This window comes from Marinobacter sp. 3-2 (assembly GCF_003751355.1).
GTDB classification, from domain to species: domain Bacteria; phylum Pseudomonadota; class Gammaproteobacteria; order Pseudomonadales; family Oleiphilaceae; genus Marinobacter; species Marinobacter adhaerens.
In genome coordinates this window covers 1,142,420-1,167,822 of record NZ_RJUQ01000013.1, presented here as the reverse complement: position 1 = coordinate 1,167,822, position 25,403 = coordinate 1,142,420, and the positions used below count along the sequence as shown (strand labels likewise).

The 25,403-nt window shown below is 57.4% G+C and carries 24 protein-coding genes; 10 read left to right on the top strand and 14 right to left on the bottom strand.

Annotation, left to right across the window (positions count from 1 at the left end; genetic code table 11):
- The first annotated feature begins 58 nt into the window (after positions 1-58).
- Positions 59-922 carry a hypothetical protein gene (locus EDB94_RS20705; RefSeq protein WP_181259036.1) on the top strand — a complete coding sequence of 288 codons (864 nt, stop codon included), beginning with the start codon at positions 59-61 and terminating at the stop codon, positions 920-922.
- A gap of 802 nt (positions 923-1,724) precedes the next feature.
- On the opposite strand, the gene EDB94_RS20905 is transcribed toward EDB94_RS20705, so the two are convergent.
- Positions 1,725-1,928: a hypothetical protein gene (locus tag EDB94_RS20905; protein WP_260312575.1), complete on the bottom strand. Its 204-nt coding sequence runs from the start codon at positions 1,926-1,928 to the stop codon at positions 1,725-1,727.
- A 324-nt stretch (positions 1,929-2,252) separates the two neighbouring features.
- Between EDB94_RS20905 and EDB94_RS12625 the strand changes: the two genes are divergently transcribed.
- Positions 2,253-3,227 (top strand): MBL fold metallo-hydrolase, encoded by a 975-nt coding sequence (locus EDB94_RS12625; RefSeq protein WP_260312574.1) that lies wholly within the window; start codon positions 2,253-2,255, stop codon positions 3,225-3,227.
- Here the strand turns inward: EDB94_RS12625 and EDB94_RS12620 are convergent.
- Entirely contained in the window at positions 3,188-4,111 is a 924-nt protein-coding gene (locus tag EDB94_RS12620; RefSeq protein WP_181259035.1) for an ABC transporter substrate-binding protein, read from the bottom strand. The genes EDB94_RS12625 and EDB94_RS12620 overlap by 40 nt on opposite strands.
- 261 nt (positions 4,112-4,372) lie before the next feature.
- On the opposite strand from EDB94_RS12620, the gene EDB94_RS12615 reads away from it, so the two are divergent.
- The 3 genes from EDB94_RS12615 (at position 4,373) to EDB94_RS12605 (ending at position 6,796) form a co-directional block, all read left to right on the top strand.
- Complete coding sequence (locus EDB94_RS12615; protein WP_062786351.1) at positions 4,373-4,969, top strand: exopolysaccharide biosynthesis protein; 597 nt, start codon at positions 4,373-4,375, stop codon at positions 4,967-4,969.
- A 69-nt stretch (positions 4,970-5,038) separates the two neighbouring features.
- On the top strand, positions 5,039-5,695 hold the full coding sequence (locus EDB94_RS12610) for an SDR family NAD(P)-dependent oxidoreductase (protein WP_108018540.1): 657 nt from the start codon (positions 5,039-5,041) through the stop codon (positions 5,693-5,695).
- Positions 5,696-5,908: 213 nt separating this feature from the next.
- Positions 5,909-6,796: a chemotaxis protein gene (locus tag EDB94_RS12605; RefSeq protein WP_014578332.1), complete on the top strand. Its 888-nt coding sequence runs from the start codon at positions 5,909-5,911 to the stop codon at positions 6,794-6,796.
- On the opposite strand, the gene EDB94_RS12600 is transcribed toward EDB94_RS12605, so the two are convergent.
- The 5 genes from EDB94_RS12600 to mqo all read right to left on the bottom strand — a co-directional run bounded on the left by EDB94_RS12600 (position 6,793) and on the right by mqo (position 14,373).
- The gene (locus EDB94_RS12600) at positions 6,793-7,656 is read right to left on the bottom strand and encodes a hypothetical protein (RefSeq protein ID WP_108018539.1); all 864 of its coding nucleotides are present in this window, start codon (positions 7,654-7,656) and stop codon (positions 6,793-6,795) included. The two genes, EDB94_RS12605 and EDB94_RS12600, sit on opposite strands and share 4 nt — an antisense overlap.
- A gap of 47 nt (positions 7,657-7,703) precedes the next feature.
- Positions 7,704-9,374, bottom strand: coding sequence for an acetolactate synthase large subunit (locus EDB94_RS12595; protein WP_008171088.1), 1,671 nt, complete (start codon positions 9,372-9,374; stop codon positions 7,704-7,706).
- A 48-nt stretch (positions 9,375-9,422) separates the two neighbouring features.
- Complete coding sequence (locus tag EDB94_RS12590; RefSeq protein ID WP_039881863.1) at positions 9,423-11,447, bottom strand: hypothetical protein; 2,025 nt, start codon at positions 11,445-11,447, stop codon at positions 9,423-9,425.
- 55 nt (positions 11,448-11,502) lie between these two features.
- Complete coding sequence (locus EDB94_RS12585) at positions 11,503-12,735, bottom strand: acetyl-CoA carboxylase biotin carboxylase subunit family protein (RefSeq protein ID WP_008171084.1); 1,233 nt, start codon at positions 12,733-12,735, stop codon at positions 11,503-11,505.
- 156 nt (positions 12,736-12,891) lie between these two features.
- Complete coding sequence (gene mqo / locus EDB94_RS12580; RefSeq protein WP_108018538.1) at positions 12,892-14,373, bottom strand: malate dehydrogenase (quinone); 1,482 nt, start codon at positions 14,371-14,373, stop codon at positions 12,892-12,894.
- 323 nt (positions 14,374-14,696) lie between these two features.
- Between mqo and nhaD the strand changes: the two genes are divergently transcribed.
- Together nhaD and EDB94_RS12570 are read left to right on the top strand one after the other, a co-directional pair.
- Positions 14,697-15,947, top strand: a complete 1,251-nt coding sequence (gene nhaD / locus EDB94_RS12575) for a sodium:proton antiporter NhaD (RefSeq protein WP_008171080.1) — start codon at positions 14,697-14,699, stop codon at positions 15,945-15,947.
- 9 nt (positions 15,948-15,956) lie between these two features.
- Positions 15,957-16,940: a calcium/sodium antiporter gene (locus tag EDB94_RS12570; protein ID WP_169702174.1), complete on the top strand. Its 984-nt coding sequence runs from the start codon at positions 15,957-15,959 to the stop codon at positions 16,938-16,940.
- Positions 16,941-16,965: 25 nt separating this feature from the next.
- On the opposite strand, the gene EDB94_RS12565 is transcribed toward EDB94_RS12570, so the two are convergent.
- Positions 16,966-17,730 (bottom strand): 1-acyl-sn-glycerol-3-phosphate acyltransferase, encoded by a 765-nt coding sequence (locus EDB94_RS12565; protein ID WP_108018537.1) that lies wholly within the window; start codon positions 17,728-17,730, stop codon positions 16,966-16,968.
- A 213-nt stretch (positions 17,731-17,943) separates the two neighbouring features.
- On the opposite strand from EDB94_RS12565, the gene EDB94_RS12560 reads away from it, so the two are divergent.
- Together EDB94_RS12560 and EDB94_RS12555 are read left to right on the top strand one after the other, a co-directional pair.
- On the top strand, positions 17,944-19,170 hold the full coding sequence (locus tag EDB94_RS12560) for a sulfite oxidase (protein WP_108018536.1): 1,227 nt from the start codon (positions 17,944-17,946) through the stop codon (positions 19,168-19,170).
- A gap of 58 nt (positions 19,171-19,228) precedes the next feature.
- The gene (locus tag EDB94_RS12555) at positions 19,229-19,549 is read left to right on the top strand and encodes a cytochrome c (RefSeq protein ID WP_053113084.1); all 321 of its coding nucleotides are present in this window, start codon (positions 19,229-19,231) and stop codon (positions 19,547-19,549) included.
- Positions 19,550-19,581: 32 nt separating this feature from the next.
- Here EDB94_RS12555 and msrB read toward each other — a convergent pair whose 3' ends face one another.
- The 3 genes from msrB to chrA form a co-directional block, all read right to left on the bottom strand.
- A complete protein-coding gene (gene msrB / locus EDB94_RS12550) occupies positions 19,582-20,007 on the bottom strand; it encodes a peptide-methionine (R)-S-oxide reductase MsrB (protein ID WP_008171070.1) in 426 nt (141 codons plus the stop codon).
- Between the two features lie 11 nt (positions 20,008-20,018).
- Complete coding sequence (gene msrA / locus EDB94_RS12545; protein WP_008171069.1) at positions 20,019-20,672, bottom strand: peptide-methionine (S)-S-oxide reductase MsrA; 654 nt, start codon at positions 20,670-20,672, stop codon at positions 20,019-20,021.
- A 112-nt stretch (positions 20,673-20,784) separates the two neighbouring features.
- Positions 20,785-21,966, bottom strand: coding sequence for a chromate efflux transporter (gene chrA, locus EDB94_RS12540; protein WP_108018535.1), 1,182 nt, complete (start codon positions 21,964-21,966; stop codon positions 20,785-20,787).
- Between the two features lie 165 nt (positions 21,967-22,131).
- Between chrA and EDB94_RS12535 the strand changes: the two genes are divergently transcribed.
- On the top strand, positions 22,132-23,106 hold the full coding sequence (locus tag EDB94_RS12535; RefSeq protein WP_041645624.1) for a metallophosphoesterase: 975 nt from the start codon (positions 22,132-22,134) through the stop codon (positions 23,104-23,106).
- Here the strand turns inward: EDB94_RS12535 and EDB94_RS12530 are convergent.
- From EDB94_RS12530 to EDB94_RS12520, 3 genes are all read right to left on the bottom strand, one after another.
- Positions 23,103-23,585, bottom strand: a complete 483-nt coding sequence (locus EDB94_RS12530) for a CDP-archaeol synthase (RefSeq protein ID WP_104270879.1) — start codon at positions 23,583-23,585, stop codon at positions 23,103-23,105. The two genes, EDB94_RS12535 and EDB94_RS12530, sit on opposite strands and share 4 nt — an antisense overlap.
- Positions 23,586-23,612: 27 nt before the next feature.
- Positions 23,613-24,989 carry a lyase family protein gene (locus tag EDB94_RS12525; RefSeq protein ID WP_108018534.1) on the bottom strand — a complete coding sequence of 459 codons (1,377 nt, stop codon included), beginning with the start codon at positions 24,987-24,989 and terminating at the stop codon, positions 23,613-23,615.
- Positions 24,990-25,056: 67 nt separating this feature from the next.
- On the bottom strand, positions 25,057-25,341 hold the full coding sequence (locus tag EDB94_RS12520) for a hypothetical protein (RefSeq protein ID WP_008171059.1): 285 nt from the start codon (positions 25,339-25,341) through the stop codon (positions 25,057-25,059).
- Between the last annotated feature and the right edge of the window lie 62 nt (positions 25,342-25,403).

Below are 25,403 nucleotides of genomic sequence, written 5' to 3'. Positions count from 1 at the left end.
GGAACTCAACTACGGGGTCAATCTATCAACCATCTGAGGGTGGTATCAGGTTGGTGGGGTGAAGGTGCCCCATCAACCATTAAATCCGTATACCCTCAAAAACAAACTCAAAGACATCCACGAGAAAGCCTACGGCCCGCACTGTGGGCATGAACGAGGATTGTATTCAGCGCTTTCGGAAAAACTATCGCCATTTCTTGAAGCGGAGACCCCTCATAGATCGGATTATCACCAAACTGTTACAGTAAGAGAGAACGGCGATAACAGTATTATTTGGCATGAGGTATGCAGCTACCAGATTCACACGGTTTGTTTAGAGGAAAACCAAAGCTATTTTGATGAACCTGAGAAAGAGAAAAAGGAAGCGGTAACTCATACCATAAGGTACGTTTCAATTGTGAAAGCTGCAGAGCTCACATTTGATGGGGATAATGCAAAATATAAACTTAAAATATCAATCGACGACGAAACCGTCTTTGACTCAAGCACTGATTTGCACCTCAAAGAAGACAAGGTAAAAATTAAGCCAGGTGTCGAAGGAGTAAAAGTAGAGCAGAATGGAAATTCGTTTAAAATTACTTTCGAAAAAGAGCACCAGATAGAACAGCCTTGGACATCAGTAGAGATCATGGAGACATCAACAATCCTAGATGACTACTTTATAAGCAGAAGGAATGAACCAACCTGCGGCGCAAAAATCACAATGAACCTTCCGGACGACTGGGAGTTCGAGCTGATAAGATTCGGCCACCCTGACGATTGGACTATACATCAGCATCCTGGAAATACCTTGTCAGCATGGACATCCAAATGGCTTTTGCCGGGAATAACATTCTTCTGCAAGTGGCAAAGACCAGATATGCAGCAGCTCGCACTTTCAGAGGAAGGACAGCAGAGTCCAGAAGAAGAGCAAAAATCCTAAACGAAAAAGGGGCCGGAAGGCCCCTTTTCGATAAAATCTACCAGGAATAACAATCAGTTATCAGTCACCTTGTCGACTGAAAACCTGTTATCAGTGACTTTTAACCTGTCTTCAGAAATTCGATTGTCGGTAACTTTCATAATATTCTCCCGGCTATTCATGAGCGACAAAGCTAACAGTAATTAGGCAGGCCGCTTCGTTATTGCAAGCGAGGCGACTGAGTTGACACCACGCCCACTATGTGCTAAGCACGCAATTCGATTTTTTGGGACCAGCATTGTACCAGATTCACGAAAAAGTCCAAAATTCCATGTTCTAAGCACCACAACACTAGTTACTACCCTTTTCGTCAATTAGATTAGTTCAGGTTTTCCTTTGATAAAAGCTGGATTCGAAAAAGATAAAAAATTTTAACGATTGGTTAACACTTTCCAAGTACCTGAAAATCTATCAACGAACTTCTTAACTCCATCGTATACGGTGAAGAAACAGAACTCTGTAAGACTTTAGCCCTTAACGATGTAGGAAAATGCTCACAAAAGAAAAACCAAAAACTATAACCCATTGTTTTTTAGCGACTAAAAAGAGAGACCTGCTTTCTCGATCAGAGATTGTTCCGGTAACGGGTACACGCCATTTCGCGATAAGCCTTACTCTTTTCAGAACCGTCCTTATCATATTCTGCCGTCCAGAATTCGCATAGTTCGCGATTCTTTTGAACCATTGCCCGCTTCTGCTCAGCGTCTCTCTGTGCTGCGGCCTGCCTTCGCTCCCGATCCCTTTGAGCTTCTTCCCACTGTCTCTAAATTTCACTAGAAGACGGACCAGGCGCTGGAACCGCTATTGGAGGAAATTCTTGTGAGACTTGTTCGCCCATTTTCTTTCCCATGAAATCAGTCACGGAATCGAAAACCACGAAGAAAACCAGCCAACCAATGATGCTGATGATGATCCACGATACGATATTGGCAACAACTACTGCAGAAAAAACCTTGAACCAGGACATCGCTCACTCCTTTGAGACACCGATAGGGAGCTTACCGAAGGTGCCAACAAAGTGTCCACGGCCTAGTACTTTAATATGGTTTTCAGTGGAGCACGACTTTTAGAAGTGACTGATTTGGCGAACAGAGTGGTTCAGTGCGTTCCTCTGAAATACTGCGCCATCGGCCTCAATTCCCGCCATCCCCACCAAACAACCAAAAGGCCTCGTCACACGACGAGGGCTTTTTTTATGCTCGGCCAGAGTGGTCTAAACTGGTTCCCTCAACGAAGATTAGCCCCACACCCAAACATTCATTCTGTTTACAAGACGGAAGAGGGATTACGTATGCCTACCATGCTGACTCGCATTACCGGCCTGACCGCCGGTGTTCTGTTTGCGGCTGCCGCCCAGGCGGAGGCTCCGATGGTAAAAGAGCAGGCTCCGGGCTATTACCGCACCATGCTCGGCAACTTCGAAATCACCGCCCTGTCCGATGGCACCGTCAAGCTGCCGGTGGACAAACTGTTGCTGAACACCACCGAAGAACACGTGCATAACACCCTGGCGGATAACTTCCTCTCTGCCCCGCTCGACACGTCAGTTAACGGCTATCTGATCAACACCGGCAACCATCTGGTGCTGGTGGATACTGGTGCCGGCAGTCTGTTCGGGCCGACACTAGGAAAACTCGTTGAGCATCTGAAAGCGTCCGGTTACGAGCCCGCAGATGTCGACGAGATCTACATCACGCACATGCATCCGGACCATGTTGGCGGGCTGGTATCTGACGGTGAGATTGTGTTCCCCAATGCCATTGTTCGCGCCAACGTGGAAGACCAGAATTTCTGGCTGAGCGAAAACAACCTGAAGGCCGCTGATGAAGGTTCCAAGGGCTTTTTCAAAGGCGCGATGGCCTCTTTGAACCCGTATGTCGAGTCCGGCCAGTTCAAGCCATTCGACAAAGACCAGGAGCTGGTGCCGGGTATTTCTGCCGTATCCGCCAGCGGGCACACCCCGGGCCACAGCCTTTACAAGGTGGAAAGCGGGGACAACACGCTGATGCTTTGGGGCGACCTGATTCACGTGGCAGCGGTTCAGTTCCCGCAGCCGGACATTGCCATCCAGTTCGATGTGAACAGTGAACAGGCAGTGGAGTCTCGTGCACAGGCCTTTGCCGACGCCCAGGAAACCGGGTACTGGGTAGGCTCCGCCCACCTGTCTTTTCCCGGCCTGGGGCACCTGAAAAGCGCAGACCAGGGTTATGAGTTCATTCCTGCCAACTACCAGGGTGGTGTCGGCGCTACTGAAACTGGCGAATGATGACCCGATCCTGAAGACGAAGAAGCCGGAGCAACCCTCCGGCTTTTTTCATTCGCTTTTGCCAGATTTGCTACCCCCGAAAGACCTGCCAAAGAACAAGCCTCTGGGTCATCTTCAGTTTCTGACAGCCCAGCGCCTGCATCCACGCAAACGTACCGATTTACGATAGCCGTGAAGGTGCCATCATCCAGCATCGACTGCAGTGCGCGATCAAAATCTTCGACGAACCCGGAGCCAATGGTTGCTTTGGAAAAAACAAAGTACGCAGGCTTGTTGGACACGACCAGGGAGCTGGGGGTAAGCGTTCCGGTCAGCCCCAGCTCCTGAATCTCATAGAGCCCGGTTAACTGACTGGCCACCACACCATCGACCCGATCCCGGGCCAGCATGAGCCATAGCGGCTCCCTGCGGGAGAGGTACTCGATGTTTTTGTCGTAGTCGGGATTCTGGATGAGGGCGCTGTATTCATCGCTGTAGGACACATGAATCTGGGCACCAAGCCTGAAACCCGATTCCAGCAGCTGCCGCAAGCCATTCAGCTCGAACCTGGACTCGTCAGATCGCCGAATAAACAGGATATTGGGCGATACCAGACCGACCACTTCGGAGTAATGGGCATACTCCTCTCGCTCCGGAGTCCGGTATGCGCCGGAGAGCATATCCACATGCCCATCACGCAACTCCCGAAGCGCCCTGGCCCATGGCATCTTCTGAAAGGAAAGCCCGCAATCCAGGCGCCCCATGGCCTCACGGACCAGGTCGGCATCAATCCCGACCACCTCACCCTCCTGAACCATGAAATAGGGCGGATCATCGTCCCAGCGCAGTGTGATCTCGCAGTCCCCATAGCTTGGGGCGGAAAAACAGAGAATGAACGCGAGCACCAAAGCAGATCTGCACAGGGCGGGCGTCAAAAAACGCGGGTGCAACAACTTTGAGAACGGCAACCCGTTGCTCTGGCCTGGATACATCTTTGATGCCGTCGACGAAGGAAGGTCTAATTAATATAGACTAATTGATCAGGCACTCAATATTCTGAGTAGCAACGCCCGGGCTAACTCCCTGTCATCTTGTGTTCATGCACTTGTTGCGCAATCAAGGTAGTGTCTGCAAAACCTGTTCAATAGGAGACCACGAGCACCACCATGAACCAGCCAGATGATCCGGCCAGCCTGACAGAACTTCTGGAACGCCTTCGCGCAAACACCGAGGGTCAGGTTCAGGTGTCTGTGGGCGATGTACTGGCAGCTGTTGGTGAACGTTCCTTCGGGCCGATGGTTTTGATCGCCGGCGTAATCACCCTGGCCCCGCTGATAGGTGACATTCCGGGAGTACCGACGCTGCTTGGTCTTATGGTGCTACTCACCCTGGGGCAACTGATTTTCCAGCGCCACTCGATATGGATTCCCTCAAAGCTGGCGCGCCGGAACATCGAAAGAGAAAAGCTTGCCAGGGGGCTGGACTGGATGAACAAGCCCGCCCGGTTTGTGGATCGATGGACAAAACAAAGGCTGCTCTGGCTGGTTCGCGGGCCGGGGCAATACGTTATCGCCATCATCTGTATGGTTGTGGCCGCTGCCATGCCACTGATGGAGGTGATTCCATTCAGCGCCAACGGTGCCGGAATCGCCCTGATGGCGTTTGGCCTGGCCATCGTGGCGCGAGATGGACTACTTGCCCTGGTGGCAATCCTGGCGACCGGCGGCACCGCCTGGTTCATCCTGAATAACCTCCCCTGGTAGGCAGCCCTTCCGGCAGGGATCGCCAGAGACCTGTGCTACTGTTGAGCCTCAGCCACAAGGAATACAAACATGACCATTCTTATCACGGGCGCCAATCGCGGCATCGGCAAGGGCCTGGCCGATGAGTGGAGAGAGGCGGGCGAGCATGTCATTGGCACGGCCCGCAGCGAACCGGGTATGGAGGTGCTGGATGTCGCCGACCCCGCCAGCGTGACGGCGCTGGGCGAGCGCCTCGAAAGCCAACCGATCTCAACCCTGGTCTGTAACGCCGGCATTCTGCTCGATCGCCATGAACAGCTGGAGGGCGGCTACGCGCCAGAACTCTGGGCGGAGCACTTCCAGGTCAATGTGACCGGCGTATTCCTCACCATACAGGCGCTGCTACCCAATCTCAGACTGGCATTGGCCGGGGGCGGCACCCCGAAAATCGCCATCATATCCAGCAAGCTTGGATCCCAGGCTTCTGCCGGTGGCGGCCGGTACATTTATCGTGCCTCGAAAGCGGCGGCGCTCAATCTCGGGCGAAATCTGGCCGTGGACCTGCGTGAGCAGGGCATAGCCGTGGGCATCTACCACCCGGGCTGGGTGGCCACGGACATGGGCGGCAGCGACGCCGAGGTATCGGTTGAACAATCCGTTGATGGCCTCAGGCGGCAGATTGATAGCCTCACCCTCGCCGAGACCGGCTGCTTCAAGGCCTGGGACGGCAAGGACATGGCGTTCTGAGGGCGCACTGGCATGGCAGCGCAAGGCCTCGCGCGGAGTGTTTCTGTCACCATTTGAAACAATCCTTCTGAATCCCGATTCACGGTAAAGCTGCTACTATTGCTACATACTTCAGGCTTATGGGCTTGGCAGCATCCGCCAGACAGCCTGCTGAATCCAATTCTTGAAAAGCTCCTGCGTCAGGGGCTTTTGCGTTTGAAAGGACCCGGTTGTATGTCCAGCAAAGCGAAGCAGACCCAGAAACTTCTGCTGTTCCGGCTTTCCGGCGAGCGTCTGTTCGGGATCGGAACCCTGAAGATCCGGGAAATCCTGCCTTTCATGCGGCTGACGAAACTGCCCCACAGCCATCACGCCGTCATCGGCACGGCCACCTTCCGGGGTTCCGCCGTTCCGGTGATCGATATGGCTGCCGCGGTCGGTTATCCGCCGCTGACGCAGGAAGAACGGGAAAAAGCCTCGATTATTGTCACGGACATCCAGCGCCAGGAGATCGGTTTTCTGGTGCGCAGCGTGCAACAGATCATCGAGACTGACTGGAAATCGGTGATGCCGCCACCCAAGGCCCTGGGCAGCAAGGCGTTTATCACAGGTCTGCTGGACGTGGATGGCGATATCATCCAGCTGCTGGATGTGGAATTGCTGTTGGCGAAGGTGTATCCGGAATCACTGGACACCCAGGAAGTGGTTCTCACGGATGTGCAGAGTGAGACACTCAAGTCCCTGAACATTCTGATGGTCGACGATTCCCAGGTGGCCCGTAAGCAGCTCTCGGACGTGCTGGACAGCAAGGACATCCCCTACCAGGTGACGTCGAACGGTGATGACGCGCTGCAGATTCTGCTGCGCGACCATGAACTGGGCCGGCCCACGGACATTCTGGTCAGCGATATCGAGATGCCGGGGCTCGATGGGTACGAACTGGCGTTCAATGTGCGGGACAATTCAGCGCTGAAGCAGCCTTACATCATCCTGCATACATCACTGAACAGTGAGATGAGCCTGAGCTATGCCAATCAGGTGGGCGCCAACGAAGCGCTGACGAAATTCGATGCCGAGGAGCTGCTTCAGGCCATGCTGCGAGGCGCCGAGCAGGCCCGCTAAAGTCTGAGCTGCTCGATAAATTCGTCCGCGTCAGCGCGCATCTCAGCCAGCCTCTGCTGCCACTCCTCCCGGTGACGATTCAGCGTTTCCTCACTCAGGCGCGTGAAGCGTTCGCCGGTTTCGGCCACGGTGCGGCTGGCATTGGCGATCGATTCCATGGTGGGATCGTTCAGCTCATCGGCCTGGCGATCCAGATCCCGGGCAGCCTGCTCCAGAATCACCCGGTCTTCCTCCGGTGTCGGCTCACTGTCTTTAAGGGCGTCTTCCACCGAGCGCTCAAGCTCCCGCATGGCTTCCTGCAACTTCTTACCGAACGCCTCCATGGCGCCCTCTGCCTCACGGCCGATTTCCTCGGAGTAGGCTTCCAGATCCCGCGCCAGCTGCTCCATCTGCTGCTCAAAGTCATCCGAAGACGATGAGAAACGGGCGCTGAGCTCGTCACCGAGCCGGCTGAGCTCGCCCATGATGCTGCTGAACGGGGAAGGATTAAGGATGGCCTCGCCAGTACGGTCGTAATCCACCAGCCACTGACCCTGGAACCGTACGAGATAGGTGACCAGCTCCAGCCGCTCACCTTCGGTTCCGGCTTCGGCCGGCAGGCGGGTCACGATAGTGGCTTCGCGTTCTTCAATGACGACCCGGCCGAAGGATGGCACGGCGTCGGTCCAGCTGCGCTTGTAACCATCGAACGCGGCGGATTCCGCCAGGGTGGAGTATTCCATCACGTCACCGGCGTCGTTCTCGGCCATGGCCTGCCAGAAGGCCGCCGCCACTTCCTGGGGTGTCTCGGGGTTGCTACAACCTGCGAGCAACGTCAGTATCGCGACGGCCACCAGGCCGCGAAAAAAGGAACGGATCATCGCAGTGCTACCTCGGGTTCATCATCCATGGACGCATAATACACCCCTCAGAGTTTGCAGGTCAGTTCCGCCAGCTCCTCATCAAACACCCGTCGGTTTTCACTGTAATCCACGGGCACGTCCACCACATGAACACCGCCTTCAGCCAGGGCACCTTCCAGGGTCGGCCGCAGATCCTCTGTGCGTGTCACGCGGTGACCCTTGGCGCCATAGGATTGGGCATAGGTGACAAAATCCGGGTTGCGATAATCCAGGCCGAAATCGCTGTAGCCTTCCTGGCCCTGCTTCCACTTGATCATGCCGTAGGCACTGTCGTTGATAATCAGCACCACCAGATTGAGATTCAGTCGAACCGCCGTTTCCAGCTCCTGGCTGTTCATCATGAAGCCGCCATCGCCACAGATCGCCATCACTTTCAGATCCGGATACAGCATGGAGGCCATCATGCCGCTGGGCAAGCCGGCGCCCATGGAGGCCAGGGCGTTGTCGAGCAGTACCGTATTGTTGTCGTAGGCGCGGTAATTGCGGGCAAACCAGAGTTTGTACATGCCATTGTCGAGCGTGATGATCCCGTCATCGGGCATTACCTGGCGCACATCATGAACAATGCGTTGGGGGATCACCGGGAAGCGATCGTCTTCAGCTCGCTCCTGCAGGTGCGCATCCACCGCCTCCTTCACTTCCATCAGGCGGGTGAAATCATGGTTGGCGCACTGGCCACAGTTCTCGGCCATGTATTCCACGCTGTTGGCGATATCCCCGACAACCTCGTGCTGGGGGAAGTACACCGGGTCCACGTCGGCCGCACTGAAGTTCACATGAATGACCTTCTTGCCGCCGGGGGTCATGAAGAAAGGTGGCTTTTCCACCACATCATGGCCCACGTTGATCACCAGGTCGGCGCGGTCGATTGCACAGTGAACGAAGTCCCCGGCCGACAGGGCAGCGTTGCCCAGGTAGCGCGGGTGTCGCTCATCCACCACGCCCTTGCCCATCTGGGTGGTGAAGAACGGGATGCCGGTAACATTCACGAGATGCAGCAACGCCTGGGAAACCCGTTTCCGGTTGGCGCCGGCACCGATCATGATCAGCGGATGCCTGGCCTCGCGCAGCATTTCGCACGCCATCTCCAGGCTTTTCGGGCTGGCCGAGGGCCGCCGGGCGTCACTGGGTTTGAAGATGTGGGTATCGGATTCGGGCGCCTCATCGGCTATGTCCTCTGGAAGCTCCAGATGCACGGCACCCGGGCGCTCTTCAGAGGCCAGGCGAAAAGCTTCCCGAACCTTGGCAGGAATGGTGTTGGCATTGCTGATTTGCCGGGTGTACTTGGTGAGCGGACGCATCAGGTCCACCACATCCAGAATCTGGAATAGCCCCTGCTTGGAGGACTTTATGGGTTTCTGGCCCGAGATCATCATCATGGGCATACCGCCCAGCTGAGCGTAGGCTGCGGCAGTCACGAAGTTGGTGGCGCCGGGCCCGAGCGTGGAAAGGCAGACTCCCACCCGCCCCGTCAGGCGGCCGTAGGTGGCGGCCATGAACCCGGCAGCCTGTTCATGGCGGTTGAGGACCAGCTGAATACTGGAGGTCCTCAAAGCCTCAAGGAAGGCAAGATTCTCCTCACCGGGCACCGCGAAAATGTATTCAACGCCTTCGTTTTCCAGCGCCCGGATAAACAACTCGGCCCCATTACGGGCCGGGGTCTGTTCGTTGGCCATGGCCTTCCTCTTGATCTGTGGATTCCGGGTGATCGGCAGGTTCCGGGATCAATCGGTTATGGGCGGCTCCGCCTGCAAAGCATCCGCCGGCACGCGATCCAGACCCCAACTGCGATACACACCCTCTGTTACGCGCCGAAGGGCATCCTCGTTCACTTCCGCAGGTTCCCCCCGCTCAAGGGGATCGTAATGGAAGATGTACAGTCGCGATGTGAACTGTTCGAAAGGCAGCGACGACTCGCCAAAACGCTCTCCGTTGCCAGAGGTACTGACTTTGACTCCATCGCCCCAGTTCTGGCCGCTGTCGTTATTGGGATTGAAGAAATAAATCCGCATCTCGCCTTCCGGATCGAGCGCGGCCCGGAGAATGGTAATGGCGTGCCAGCCGATAAACCGGGCGGCACTGTCGGTCACTGCAATACCCGCGGGCTGCGGGTGGATCAGCGGCTGATTGCCGTTGTAGTAGGGGTGATAGCTGGCATAGAAATGCCGGATAAAGCCTTCCAGATCATGCAGCTTGCCAGTGGCCACATCCACGTTGATGGCAAATCCCCGCCCGGCAGACCAGCCGTGGAACTCCGGGTTCACCCATTTGTGGGGATCGCCCTGGCGGCCGACGCACAACCGGCCCATCTCCACATAAATGCGGTCCAGATGCGGCACTACAACCAGGGAGACAGGATCCAGATCGAGGGTTACCTCGGACGCGACACCGCCGACACTGCGGGCCGACGACACCGGCTGACCTTCAAAGTGAATGACGATTTCATTGTCTCGGGCAGCCCAGGCCACCATCTGCAAGAGATAATCCGGATCGTTATAGGCCCACATCGAAAGAGCACGGGCCGACTGGCAGGTAGGATTGTTGCCCTGCCCCACGCCCAAAGGCTGGCCCAACATATTCAACACGCCCTGAATCAGCCAGGCATTGGGTTGCGGTTGGTAGCCATAGGCCAGTTCAAGTCGCTCCCGCGCATGGGGGCACAGAGAGAGCCGTGCCTGGCGCCACAAACCCGGCGCAACAGGAGGCTGATAAAGAATACCCCGTTCCAGCAGTAGCGCCAGGCCGTAGATGCCCTGGGCCGTTTCCGGATAGATACCTTCTTTAATCAGGGTGTGGACCAGCTCCCGATAGCACATCAGGCAATCCCGGCCGGTACTGGACAGCCCCAGCGCCTCGCTCAGCAAGGTGTCCTGGTCCAACAGGATGAAACGTATGAACGAGGCATGGTAAGGCGAGACCAGGCCGGTATCGTGCATGGAACGCGCAAACCCAGTGGCCTCGTTCTGCAGGGCCTGGGCGTCCATGGTTTCCAGCCGCTGCTCGTAGACCACGGTTCCAGGGTCTTCACTGCAGGCACGGGTGGGCCCATAGAGGCTGGAGATCAACCGGTCGGCACCGCGCCCGGCACTGCCCAGATCGGCCTGCGGATCGGCCCGGCAAAGGGCAATCTGGGTAATCATCTTGCGTACGTCCGATACCTGGATCGGTCGCTGTTCAAGGATCCGCCAGATCTCCTCGATCAGACTATCAATGACATGTTCGTAGCCGATGTGGTGGGCCACGTACTGCACAAGGTTCTGGCTGATCAGAGCTAGCTTGCCCTGCTCCCGCTCAGCCTCGCCGGTCATGCCAAACAGCAGGCCGAGGTTGATGGCAAGAACCTGGGTCAGATAGTGGTGGGCCTGTTCAGCCGACACCGAAGGGTGCAGATAGCTGCCCCGGGCGACGGCAAGCAGCCGCAATTCGCTGAAGGCCTCAATGACGACGGTATCGGCATTCTGGCTCTGCAGCGAATAGGTTGTCAGCGTGGGAAGGAGAATACCGGGTTCGGCCCAGTCGGTGCCGGCAAAGACACCCGCCAGCTCAAGGCGCTCAGCGCGCTCCTCGATGATCCGGCAGCCATCCGGCTGCAGCAGGACCCGGCGGGCAATATCCAGCACACGCGGCAGTTTGCCGGCCTTGGTAAAAGACCGGCTTTCTTCCAAAGCCTGAATGGCGTCATCCAGGCGTTGAGCCAGCTTGTCAATGTTTACAGCTGGCGCTGCGCTGCCCGATTGGTGATCGTTCAAACGATAATCCTCAGGGCCTGGCACCAAACCCGGTTGTTGTTAATGCTTCTCCTGATTATACATAGAAATCGAGGTCTTCCTGATGTTTCAGGAGGTCCCGCATGACATAGGGGTCTTCACCGAAGAAATACACCAGCCCCCAGTGGGTACCGAAAGCGGTACGCTTGGTAACCGTTTCTTCAAGCGGCGCAGTCAGCTCGTGAGACTCGAAATACTCGTGATTTTCGGTCTCCTCCGGGATTTCCAGCTTGCTGACAACCCGGCGGCGCGGATACACACCGAAACAACCGGCGTAACCTTTCGCATCCACCACTTCCTTCGGGAAGAAGGCCTTGATTTCCTCTTCCGTGGTCTTCGGGTCAAAGGCCAGGATCATGCCCTGATACGCGTTGAAACCATAGGCACGCTCAAGCAGCTCGAATACCTTGAAGCCCGGTGGACGATAGGCCACCTCGCCAAAGTACATGGTCCGGTCGCTGGTCACGAAGTACTCCGGGTGGATAAACCCGAATTCGATATCGAAGGTCTTGATAAGCTTCTCGATTTCGCCGCGAATCTGGTCGCGATACTTCTCCAGGTCCGGTGTTGCGGGCACAAATACCGAATAGCCCAGCGTCACGTACTCGGAAATGTTCAGGAAGGCGATCTTGCCGTTGTGAATCCAGGCCTCGACCGCAAACTCCCAGCCATCCAGGTGCGACTCCATCAAAACCGGGAATTCTTCTTCCGGGATGGTATCGACTTCATCCGGCGTACGGATCACCCGGTGGCCAAGGCAGCCGGCCTTATCAAAGGCCTTGAGGTGAATCGGATCGTTGGGGTCACCATCCAGTTTCAGCAGAGTCTGGTTAACCCGCTTGAGGAACCGGATAACATCACCCTTGTCGTGCGCTTCCTCGAAGATACCCACCCGGATACCACCGAGCTGGGCACGGCGTTTCATCAGGGCCTTGTCACGCAGCAGCATGGCCTGGCCGAACAAACGAGGCTTGTCCATCAACACCGAGTTAATGGCACCTGCCCACTCCACAGTCTCCTCAAACAACGGGATGGCAACGTCTACGCCCATCTCCTTGAGGGTCTGCGCAATTTCTACCGAACGGTCATTCAGGCGCTCAAAATTCCAGGGCACGTAGGGAATGTCATGCTCTTCGCAATAGGCTTCGGCCCAGTCCGGTGCCACGACAACATACCGACGATCGAATTTGTCGGCCGCTTCAACCGCATTCAGGCTCCAGCCCAGTAACGCAATATACCCTTTCTCAGGATTGTACTTTTGCTCACTCACAGGCTCTCTCCTTTCATAAGGGTTGACTTATAACCCTACGCATTAGCTGTGAAATCGCAAATTTCGCCCCCATTCGAAACGCAAAAAGCACTACGACAGCCGGGAGTGAATCCAGCAATCGCAGTGCCTTAGGCTTTCTTAGATCAATTGGGAATATCAGCCCAGTTTCAGGGTCGACAGGGTCCTCTCGCGAACTTTGGTAAGCAGTGCTTCGTCCTCTACCAGGGACTGGCCATAGGACGGAACAAGCTCTTTCATCCGTTCCTGCCACTCCGGCGTCTTGATCTTCTCGGGGAAACAGCGCTCGATCACGTTGATCATCGCATTGGCTGCGGTGGAGGCTCCGGGAGAAGCACCCAGCAGCGCCGCCAGCGTTCCATCTTTTGCCGCCACAATTTCGGTGCCGAACTCAAGCTTGCCACCGCCACCATCGACCTGCTTGATGATCTGGACGCGTTGGCCGGCCATGCGCAACTGCCAATCCTCTTCCATGGCGTCCGGGAAGAAGTTGCGCAGCGATGCCACCCGGTCACCGTGGGACTGGAACACTTCACCGATGAGATAGCGTGTCAGGTCCATGTTGCTCTTGCTCACCGAGAGCATGGGCTTCAGGTTGGTGGGCTTCACCGAACCAATCAGATCAAAGATCGAGCCCTGTTTCAGGAAGCGGGTAGTGAAACCGGCGAAGGGGCCAAACAGAAGGGCCGGCTCGCCATTAATGATGCGGGTATCGAGGTGCGGTACCGACATGGGCGGTGCCCCGATCGGCGCCTTGCCGTATACCTTGGAGTTATGCTGCTTGACGATGTCGGGCTTGCCACACACCAGCCACTGACCGCTCACCGGGAAGCCACCGTAGCCACGGGCTTCGTCGATACCGGATTTCTGCAGCAGTGGCAACGCGCCACCGCCGGCGCCGAGGAACACGAAGCCGGTCTCGAGCTTGGTCAGCTCGCCGGTCTTCTGGTTCTTGACGCGGATTTTCCATCGGCCGTTGTCCCGCTGGTCGATGTAGTGCACCGGTGAGCTGAGCATCAGCTCGAAATTCGGCTGGGTTTCCAGCCAGCTCACCATGCTGCGGGTAAGCGAGCCGAAATCCACATCGGAACCGTGCTTGATCCGGGTCGCGGCAACCCGCTGCATGGGGTCCCGGTTATTGACGATCAGCGGCATCCATTCCTCGAGATCCTTCGGGGACTCGGTGTATTCCATGTCGCGGAACAGGTGATGGGCACTCAGGCGTTCATAACGACGCTTGAGGAAGGCCACATCCTTCTCGCCCCAGACAAAGCTCTGATGCGGTGTGCGGTTAATAAAGCTGGAGGGTTCGGACAGGATGCCCTGCTCCACAAGGTAGGACCACAGCTGCAGTGACACCTCGAACTGGGCGTTGATCTGCAGGGCCCGATCGATGGTGACATCGCCATCACCGGTCTCGGGAGTGTAGTTAAGCTCACAGTACCCGGCATGCCCGGTACCTGCGTTGTTCCATCCGTCTGTGCTCTCATGGGCAACGTGGTCGAGACGCTCCACCATGACGATGTCCAGGGACGGATCAAGCTGCCTGAGCATCATGCCGAGAGTGGCGCTCATGACGCCACCGCCGACCAGCACTACGTCTGCCTGTCTAACGGCCATTGGTTTTCACCCTAGCTAGTGTTGAGCCTTTTGCCCTCTCACGATCAGCAAGAGAGCCTGTCGGAAGCCGGTCGGGCGCGAGGTAAACGGCGCCGCCGTCTGCTTCCGGTCTGAATGTGCGCGCAATTATCCCGATTTTTGCCGGGAGAATAAATTGCGATTGTCAATCGTTGCGTCTTTCTTCGGCATCTATTTGCTTCAGGGGCCGATACGTGCACTTACGAACAGTGGTTTGCTACGGGTCAAAGGTCTAAAATCCGCCCGCGTGATCTGTCTGGCCGGCTCAGGCCTCCACTTTGACAAACCAGGACGGGATTTCCCCAATGTCTGCCCTTGATGCGTTTCTGATTATTCTCGCGGTTCTGGCGCTGCTAGGCGTCATATTTGAAGAGGTCATCCACATCAACAAGGCCAAGGTAACGCTGTTCTTTGGCACCATGAGCTGGATGCTGCTGTTCCTGTTCAGTGATAACGCTGGTGAAACGTCTGCCATTTCCGATGGTCTGTCCGAGAGCATCGCCGAAATCGCCGGGCTGTGGCTGTTTCTGGTCGCAGCCATGACGTTTGTCGCCTACCTGAACAAGAAGGGTATGATCGAAAACGTGATTTACCTGATCATGCCGAAGCAGGTAAGCGAGCGACGGCTACTGTTCCTGACCGGTCTTTTTTGTTTCATTTTCTCCTCTTTAGCAGACAATATCACCGCCACTTTAGTCTCATGCTCGCTGATTCTGTCTCTGGATCTGGAGCTGAAAAAACGTATCCAGTTCGTCACGCTGGTTGTGTTTGCGGTCAACTCGGGAGGCGTTTCGCTGATCACCGGCGACGTCACTACGTTGATGATTTTCCTGGCGAAAAAGGTTGAAATACTGACCCTTCTGACCCTGGCCATTCCGGCCTCGATCACCGTTTTCATCCTTGCGGTTTTCCTGTCTCGAGGGCTCACAGGAACCGTGACCCTGCGCTCCAACAATACCCCTGTGCGACGGGTGGACGCGATCATCAGCGGGCTGTTTTTGTTAACAATCCTTAGCACCATTGCCGGTAATGCCCTGTTCGGGATTCCACCGGTACTGACCTTTCTGTTCGGCCTGTCCATCATGTTCCTGGTGTCTCGATTCATGAGTGACGACTCCGATCTGGACCCGATTCTCGAGTACATCCGCATCATCGAGTTTGAAACGCTGCTGTTCTTTCTCGGCATCCTTCTGCTGGTGGGCATGCTCAAGGAGATCCATGCGCTGGATTCGCTGGTGGCGATTTACGACATCCTGCCGCCGCTGTACGCCAATTACCTGATGGGCATCTTCTCGGCCGTTATCGATAACGTGCCTCTGACGGCAGCCCTGCTGAAGGCCGGCATCGACATGAGCCCCGGCGAGTGGATGGGCCTGACCTATGCCGTTGGTGTGGGTGGATCGCTCCTGGTGATTGGCTCAGCCGCCGGTATAGTGGCAATGAGCAAGATTCCGGGGCTGACCTTTGCCGCCTATATGCGGTATCTTGCACACCTTCTGGCGGCTTATACCCTGGGCTATGCCGGTGTCTACATGCTCGGGCGTTTCATCAACTGAGGTCTATCTATGCTAATGGCATTTGGCGCAATCATCGCCGGCCTGATCCTGCTGGTCTGGAGTGCCGATAAATTTGTGGAGGGCGCCGCGGCGACCGCCAAACATCTCGGCATGCCCACCCTGCTGATCGGCATGGTGATTATCGGTTTCGGCACCTCGGCACCGGAACTCGCCGTCTCAGCCATGGCTGCGTCTGATGGCAACCCTGGCCTGGCCCTGGGTAACGGCTATGGCTCCAACATTACCAACATTGCGCTTATTGTCGGCCTGACAGCCATCATCGCGCCCATTGCAGTGCACTCCCAGGTGATCCGCAAGGAGCTGCCACTGCTGATCGTACTCACCCTCATTGCCGGCGCCCAGCTGATCGACGGGCAACTCTCACGCATGGATGGCTGGGTGTTGCTGGCGGTATTTGCTGTGGTTATGGGATGGTCAATCTACCAGGGCCTGAAAGGCAAGGCGGACCCTCTGGCCGGTGATGCCGACGCCGAGATCATTGCGCACCCCATGCCCCTGAAAACCGCCGTGATCTGGCTGGTAATTGGCCTGGTACTGCTGATCGTCAGCTCCCGGATGCTGGTCTGGGGTGCAGTCACGATTGCCCAGAGCCTTGGAGTCAGCGATCTGGTGATCGGTCTCACCATCGTTGCCATCGGCACTTCCCTGCCCGAACTCGCCTCGGCTCTGGCCGCGGTCAAAAAGAACGAACACGACCTGATCCTGGGCAATATTCTGGGGTCGGGCATTTTCAACACCCTCGCCGTGGTGGGTCTCGCGGCTGTTATCGAACCCCTCGCGGTGGACCCGGAAGTGCTCTACCGTGACTGGACGCTGATGCTGGCGCTCACGGTGGGTCTGTTCCTGATGGGTTACGGGCTTACCGGATGGCGAAAACTGGTGAGCCGTGTGGATGGTGGCATCCTGGTGCTGGTGTACGTGGCCTATACCGGCTATCTGCTCTCCACGGTGGTGGCTGCCGGTACGGCCTGATCTGCGTGCCGATGTGAGGCCGGTGCTAACCGGCTTCACCGTCTCCCAACAGCTCCGTCAGCCTTGCGCGCACCTCGGTCATGACTTCGTCCAGGTCGGCTTTGGTCTTTCCTGCCGTATCCAGCGGTTCTCCTACCCTCACATCCACCGGCTGCCCGAGGTTGATCTGCCAGGTGCGGGCCGGTAAAACACGGTGGATACCCCGCACGGCCACCGGCACGATCACCGCCTCAGTATCCAGCGCCAGGTGAAAACAGCCTTTCTTGAAAGGCAGAAGTTTTCCGTCCGGCGAGCGGGTTCCCTCGGGCGCGGCCCAGAGCACGATTCCACTTTCCATCATCGCCCGCGCCTTCTCCAGATCCCTGACTGCACGTTGCCGACTGGAGCGGTCTACTGAGGGGAATTCCGCTGCACGCATGGCCTGCCCCAGCAGCGGGATACTGAACAGCTCCTTTTTTGCCAGCATACGGATCGATCCCGGCAACGATACGAAGGTAACCGGAATATCATAGTGGCTGGCATGAGTGCACATGATGATGTACCGGCGCCCGTCGCCGAAATCAGGCACTTGCCCGCGTACGGTGAGGCTGGCACGAACCAATCGTAACAGCGAGGCCGACCACTCGCGGCAGTATTTGTCGACGATGGGCCGGTTCAACCTCCCGAACAGCGCCCTCAGCAAAACCAACATGGAAAAGAGTGCTGTCAATCCGACACTGCCCAGAACCACACCCGCCCGCCGAAGAAGCGTTGCTGACTCCGTTAGCGGATTCATCTTCAATCGAATCATCTCAGCTACCCTTCTCTGTTTCCCGGGTTCGTTCGCGGCCTCGTTGCTGCGCGTTCAATAGGGGCGAATTATAGCGACTGAAAAACCCGTTGAATAACACACAAAAGTATTGATTAATTTTTAACCATTACCTATAAGGTATAAGGATATAACTGCGAAGAATTGAAAAAGCAGTCCCACCGTCCGACGACAACCCTAAGAAGGAGACGGATAATGAAACAGGAATCAGCGCTGATGCGCGGCCCGAATGACCCGGGCCTTCAGAACCCCTCCCGCCGCACCCTGCTACTTGGCAGTGCCGGCGCCATGGCCGCGGTAAGCGTGCTGGGATTTACGCCCCTTGCCAAAGCCGATGAACCAAAATCACTCCCGGATTACGCCGCCTGGAAAGAACGCAACGCCCTGATTGTTCACAGCGCAAACACGATGGAAACCCAACGGGGGGCCATCGGCAATGGCGTTATTACCTCAAGTGACCGCTTGTTCGTTCGTAATAACCTGCCCGCGCCACCAGCCTCGGTAACCGATAACCCGGATGTCTGGGAGGTGCGGATCGAGGGCGTGAAAAATCCCCGAACCCTGACGGTCGGCGACCTGAAACAGATGGGGGTTACCACCGTTGCCTCCGTATTACAGTGTTCCGGTAACGGTCGCGCCTTCTTCCCCCATGGCGCGAGTGGTACCCAATGGTCTGTTGGCGCTGCGGGCTGCATCATGTGGACCGGTGTACCGCTGAAAGATGTTGTAGAGGCTCTTGGCGGCCCTGTTGACGGTACCCGGTACATCACCAGCACCGGCGGCGAGACACTTCCCGACGGCCTGGACCCGAAAACGATTATCGTGGAACGTTCCGTTCCCACCCGTGCCATGGAAACCGCATTGCTGGCCTGGGAAATGAATGACGAGCCTCTGACCCACACTCACGGTGGCCCGCTAAGAATGGTTGTGCCGGGTTACTACGGCGTGAACAACGTGAAGTACGTCAAGAACGTTGCCTTCACCGAAAACCAGACGGACGCCAAGATCCAGGCTTCAGGCTACCGGGTTCGTGATGTCGGCGTGAAAGGCGCCCCGGATCAGCCTTCCATGTGGGAAATGAACGTCAAATCCTGGGTAACATCGCCTCTGGAAAGCGGTCAGAACGGTCGCAATATGATCTATGGCGTCGCTTTCGGTGGCACTGTTCCGCTCGAAAAAGTCGACGTTTCAGTGGATGGTGGTAAAACCTGGAAACAGGCTCGTTTCCTGGGACCGGACCTTGGCCCCTATGCCTGGAGGCCGTTTGTCCTGGCAGCGGATCTCGCGGCCGGAGAGCACCGGATTGTCAGCCGGGCGACCGACGTGCAGGGCAACACCCAGCCTGAGGGTCGGACCGAGAATGAACGTGGCTACGGTCACAATGGCTGGAGCGACCACGGAGTCACGGTTGCCATCGGTTGATCATTGGCGGAGCCGACCCGGGAGTAAGGCGGCTCCGACCTATCCGGAAAGCAATGATATGAGAAAAACTGCAGTACTGGGCGCCATAGCTCTGATCGGACTGTCGCCCCTGACGATGGCCAGCGACTTTGACAAGGGGAAACAGGTATTCACTCAGGAGGCTCAACCTTCCTGCACCATATGCCACACCCTGGCGGACGCCGGTTCGGCTGGTGCCATCGGCCCGGATCTCGATGAACTCAAACCCACGATGGAACAGGTGGTCAATGCCGTAACCAGCGGGGTGGGTGTCATGCCGGCGTTCAACGAGTCGCTGTCTGAGGAACAGATAAATGCGGTGGCCCACTATGTGGCGACTGTGACAGGCGGCAATAAATAGAATCGGGGGCCCTGCGGCCCCCTTTTTTCGTCTCAGGCGTTTTCCTGAAACACCATGGCAACCGAGTTCAGGCAGTAGCGCTGCCCGGTTGGCGGCGGGCCGTCAGGAAAGACATGGCCGAGATGGCTGTCGCAACGGGGACAGCGGATTTCGGTGCGAGTCATGCCAAGACTCGTGTCCTCAATGTAGCGGATATGCTCCGGATCAAAGGGCTGGAAGAAACTCGGCCAGCCGGTTCCCGAGTCAAACTTCGAGTCCGAGCTGAACAAAGGCAGATCGCAAAGCCGGCAGTGGTAAACACCGGCTTTTTTGTTATCCAGCAAGGTTCCGCAAAACGGATGCTCGGTGCCATGGTCGAGCAGTACGCGCCGCTCTTCCGATGTCAGATCCGCAGCTTTCTCCTCAACCTGTGCTTCGTTTAGTGGTGTCAGGTCATAACCTGCAGCGGAAACTCCCATAGTCTGCCTCCTCAGGCGGTGCTGCCTGCGTCGTTGTCTGTAAATTCCGGCTTCAGGCGATCAGGATAGCTGTCTACAAGCTTTTCCATTTTCGGGGCGGCCACGGCCATGATGTATGGCTGGTAGGGATTCCGGGCAGCAAAATTCTGGTGGTACTCTTCTGCCGGGTAAAATGCCTCCAGCGGCTCCAGCGTGGTCACTATCGGATCCGGGTACACCTCGGCCTGATTGAGCTGGTGGATGTAGGCCTCGGCTACCCGCCGCTGTTCGGCAGTCTCGTAGAACACAGCCGAGCGGTACTGGGTGCCCCGGTCGTTGCCCTGGCGGTTCAACTGGGTGGGATCGTGAGCAACCGAGAAGAACACCTTCAGCAGTTCGCCAAAACTGACCCTGGCAGGATCATAGTGAACATCCACCACTTCTGCGTGGCCGGTAGTACCTGAGCATACGGCCTCATAATTGGCAGAGCTGGCGTGACCGCCAGCGTAACCGGACTCAACACTGGTTACGCCATCGATGGCTAGGAAAACGGCTTCCACACACCAGAAACAGCCGCCAGCCAGCACGACACGCTGTTCGCCCTCGGCCGCCGGCAGGTCCTGTTCAGGATCAGGAAAACGGCTACGTGGTACGTTGAGACCCGGGATACTGCAGGATGTCGTCATGGTAACCTCTGCGTTCGAATTATCTGCCTTTAACCGCTCGATTGTGGCTGGAAACCTGCTGATTTGCCAACCCATGTGCCGGCTCAGGAAGAAGGGATTATATGTACGTTGATCAGGACAGCAGGATCACTCCAGCCAGCGCACTCAGCGGCGCCAGTACCCAGACCGGAACCCGCCAGACAGCGAGACAGACCCAAATGGCGAGCACGAGTGCCAGATCATGCGCACCATGGACGGCGGAGACCCAGACCGGATCGTAGAGAGCCGCCAGCAACAACCCCACCACGCCTGCATTCACGCCGGCCAGCGCTGACCGGGCGCGACGATGCTCCCGAAGCCAGCTCCATAGGGGAAGACCGGCGAATACAAGCAGGGTTCCCGGGAGGAACACAGCCAGTACCGCAATCACACCACCGAGAACACCGGCCTCTGAACCACCCAGAAATCCTGAAAAGGAAAACAGCGGTCCTGGCATAGCCTGGGCAACGCCATACCCCGCCAGGAAAGTGTCCGCCGGCATGGCACCGGAGGCCACGAAGCCCTCCTGCAGCCAGGGCAGCACTAAATGTCCGCCGCCAAACACCAGGGCACCGGCCCGGTACATTTCAGCACCTATCCAGCCAAGACTGCCGGCGGCCTGAGGCAGGAAGGAAACCAACAACAGAATCAAAAAGGCCCCTGCAAAAAGCGCAGGTTTCCGGGATTGTAGCGGCACATGCAGCGGCTCAGATGCCTCACCGCTCCCCAACCTCAGAAAGGAACCCACAGCCCCGGCAATGACCAGCGCCAGTATCTGCATCCAGGCTTCGCCCATCACCAGAAGGCTCACCGCTACCAGCAACGCCATGGCGATTCGGGGACGGTCCGGGCACAGGGTTTTTCCCATCTGCCAGACCGCCTGGGCCACCACCGCCACCACAAACAACTTGAGACCCTGTATCCAGCCGCCACTGCTGGCCTCTGGCCAGGCGCTCAATCCCAGCGCAAGACCAATCATGATCACCGCCGATGGCAGGGTGAACCCCAGCCACGCTGCGAGTGCGCCGCGGTAATGGCCGCGCAGGAACCCGATGGTTAGACCGACCTGGCTGGAAGCCGGTCCCGGCAGCAACTGGCAGAGAGCCACAACTTCTGCGTAGGCACTGTCTGAGAGCCACCGCCGACGTTTGACAAATTCATCGTGAAAGAATCCAAGATGCGCTGCCGGACCACCAAACGACGTCAGCCCCAGCCGAAGAAACAGCAGAAAAATCTGGCTGAACGACAGCCTGTCATCACTCGATGGTTCCGTCATAAATCTCCTGAGTCTGCTGCTCCGCCGGTTTCACCGCCAGTGTGTCATCAAACATGAACATTGTGTCGTTTTGGTTGCATACCTTCGAGGGCCATCCATAATGACAGACAGGGTTTGCCACTTAGTACATCGGCCATGCCCGGCTCGGCATATAAGGGAAGAAAAATGACGGCAAGGGCTCGTACACCGGAGAACCAGGATGAACTCCTGGAATACCGCCTGAGCCTGAGGCTCGGCCCTGTTCACGCCCGCCAGAGGCTCGGCATTGAACGGGAAGCTGAAGCGAAGGTATTCGGGCAGGATCACAGCTCATTCCATCTGGAAAACTGGGCCACGGCACCCGGCTTTATCCGTACCTGTTTGCGCATGGTTGGCCTTTGGGGCCGGGGCCAGAGCAACAGCCGGCGTCTGAACACCGTGCACAATCATTTCCAGCTTCCCGGCCTGCCGGAAGCCTTCGAGGGCTTTCGCATTCTGCATCTGACCGACCTGCACGTAGACATGGACGAAGCCAACCTGCAGGCAGTCCTGCGCCAGATCGAACCGTTAGACTACGATCTGTGCGTGTTGACCGGCGACTACCGGAAACTCACGTGGGGCCCGATTGAGGGCGCCCTGGACGGCATGGCGCGGCTGAGGGACGGTATAAAAAGTAAGCCCTATGCGGTTCTGGGTAACCACGACAGCGTTCGCATGGTACCGGCATTGGAAGACATGGGTTACCAACTGCTTATGAACGAAATGGCGCCCATTGAACGGGAGGGCCAGACCCTGTACCTCGCGGGTGTGGACGACGCCCACTTCTTCAAGGTCCACAACCTGCATCAGGCGGGGGACAATATCCCTGCGGGAGGCACCAGCATCCTGCTCAGCCATACGCCGGAGATCTGGCGCGAGGCTGCCCACGCCGGCTACGACGTCTTTCTCTGCGGCCACACACACGGCGGCCAGATCTGCCTGCCCGGCGGTATACCGGTGACTCTCGACTCTGACTGCCCGCGCACACTCGGTCGAGGTTACTGGCGAATGAACGGCATGCAGGGCTACACCTCACCGGGTTCCGGAACGTCAGTGGTAAACGTTCGCCTGAACTGCCCGCCGGAAGTAACCCTTCACACCCTGACTCGCGGCCCGGTTTAGTGGGGCTGCCGGCGTATACCGAGACGGTAGAGCAGCGGTGAGCCATAGATGTTGGACAGGGTAAAAACCACCACGACAACCAACACTACCCACAGGCTCACCGGTAGCCACCACATCGCCAGCAGCATGGGCAGGAGGGCTTCCGGGATCTGATCCAGCCCGACAGCCCGGGCACTCGATTCCAAACCCATTCGACGCTTGATGAAGCTGCTCAGAAGATCTCCTCCCAGCCCCAGCAGGCCGAACAGAAGCCCGAACACGAATCCCAGCCCGGTAAACAGCGCAAAAAGCCCGCAAGCCAGTGCACCGGATACAACACCCCGCCAGGTTTTGCTTTCACCAAATACGGGGCGGCCGTCGGACAGCAGTCGACCGCCGTCCACCGGGGCCGACCAGCGGTTTTTCAGCAGCCCGGCGGCAACCACCGGCGTGCCGTTGGCCAGCACCAGCATCACAAACAGCTCCAGGATGATCAGCAAGCGTTTGCGCCCCTCTGAAACGACCGATCAGGCGATACCGCCCCGAGTCAGCTTGAGCGGATCCATCAACTCCTCAAGCCGCTCCCGGCTCAGGCCGCTGCGTTCCTCCGCCACATCGATGACTGGCCGGCCCGTTTTATATGCTTCCTTGGCGATGTCTGCCGCCAGGCTGTAGCCGATCTCGGGATTAAGCGCTGTCACCAGTACGGGATTCTTGCCCACACCTGCGTTCAGGTTGTCGGCATTGACCGTGAAATCCTTGATCGCCTTGTCCGCCAGCATGATGGCCGCATTGGCGAGCAAATCGGTCATGTCCAGCAGGTTACCGCCCACCAGAGGGAGCATGACGTTGAGCTGGAAATTACCGGACTGACCGGCAATGGCCACGGCGCTGTCCAGCCCCATCACCTGGGCGCCGACCATGGCCACGGACTCCGGGATGACCGGATTGACCTTGCCCGGCATGATACTGCTGCCCGGTTGCAATGCCGGAAGACTGATTTCAGCCAGGCCGTGAATAGGGCCGCTGTTCATCCAGCGCAGATCGTTGGCGATCTTGGTCAGCACGATGGCTGCTCCGCGCAATTGTGCGGAGAGGGCCACCGGGGCATCCACCGCGCTCTGGCCGGTGAATTTGTGATCGAGCGACGTAAAAGGATAGCCGGTGTTGGCCCGCAGGAACTTGACGAACTGGCCCGGAAATTCCGGTAGCGCATTGATTCCGGTACCCACCGCCGTGCCGCCCTGGGGAACGGCCAACAGCTCATCAGCTGCGGCTTCTACCCGCTTTTCCACGGCCAGAAGCTGTTCGCGCCAGGTTTTCAACTCCTGGCCGAGGGTCACCGGCATGGCATCCATCAGGTGGGTGCGGCCGGTTTTTACCTGGCTGGAAAACGCCGCTTCCTGCTCGTAGATCACACCGCAAAGATGCGACAGCGCCGGCAGCAGCTTCTCCTTGGCTGCAATCACGGCACTCACGTGGATCGCCGTTGGAATCACGTCGTTGGAGCTCTGGCTCATGTTCACGTGATCGTTCGGGTGCACCTCGAAGCCTGCGTTGCGGGCGATACTGGCGATCACCTCGTTGACATTCATATTGGTGCTGGTGCCGGAGCCGGTCTGGTAGCGGTCTACCGGAAACTGATCCACGTACTCGCCCTTGACCAAATCTTCGCAAGCCTGGGAGATCGCATCCCGCAGATCGTTGTCGAGCAGCCCCAGGCTGGTATTGGCCTCGGCGGCCGCGCGCTTGATCTGGGCAACGGCGGCAATAAACGGCTGAGGCATCGGCTGGCCACTGACCGGGAAGTTTTCCAAAGCGCGCTGAGTTTGAGCGCCCCAGAGCGCATCAGCAGGTACCTGGACGTCCCCGAGGCTGTCGGTTTCCGTTCTGAATTCGCTCATATTCCCTCCTGTCCGTGCATTTGCACTGTGGGCTTCTTGGCGTGTACGCCAGGGGCCCGGCCATGGCTCAGCCGCCGCCCTGGGATCTGAGCCGGACATGGTCGCAGATGCCCGTAACCTGTTCAAAATTCAGGATCAGGGTATGAACGGTGTTGGTGTAGGTGTCGTGCAGGTGAAACTTGTAACGGTGCTGCTTTTCACCCTGCAGAAACGCATCGTACTCGCGGACCAGTTCACGCACATCCCCACCGGAATCCTTGCTCCAGGTCGCATTGAACGGACCCAGCACGGCACCGCCAGCCAGGCAGATGGTTACTTCGTGATTCGTCAGACCATTCTCAGGAACTGTCATGGTTATCTCCCTTTCGATGAGCCTCTGGTAAGTGTAGTCGCTCCTGACGCCAGGACAGTCCA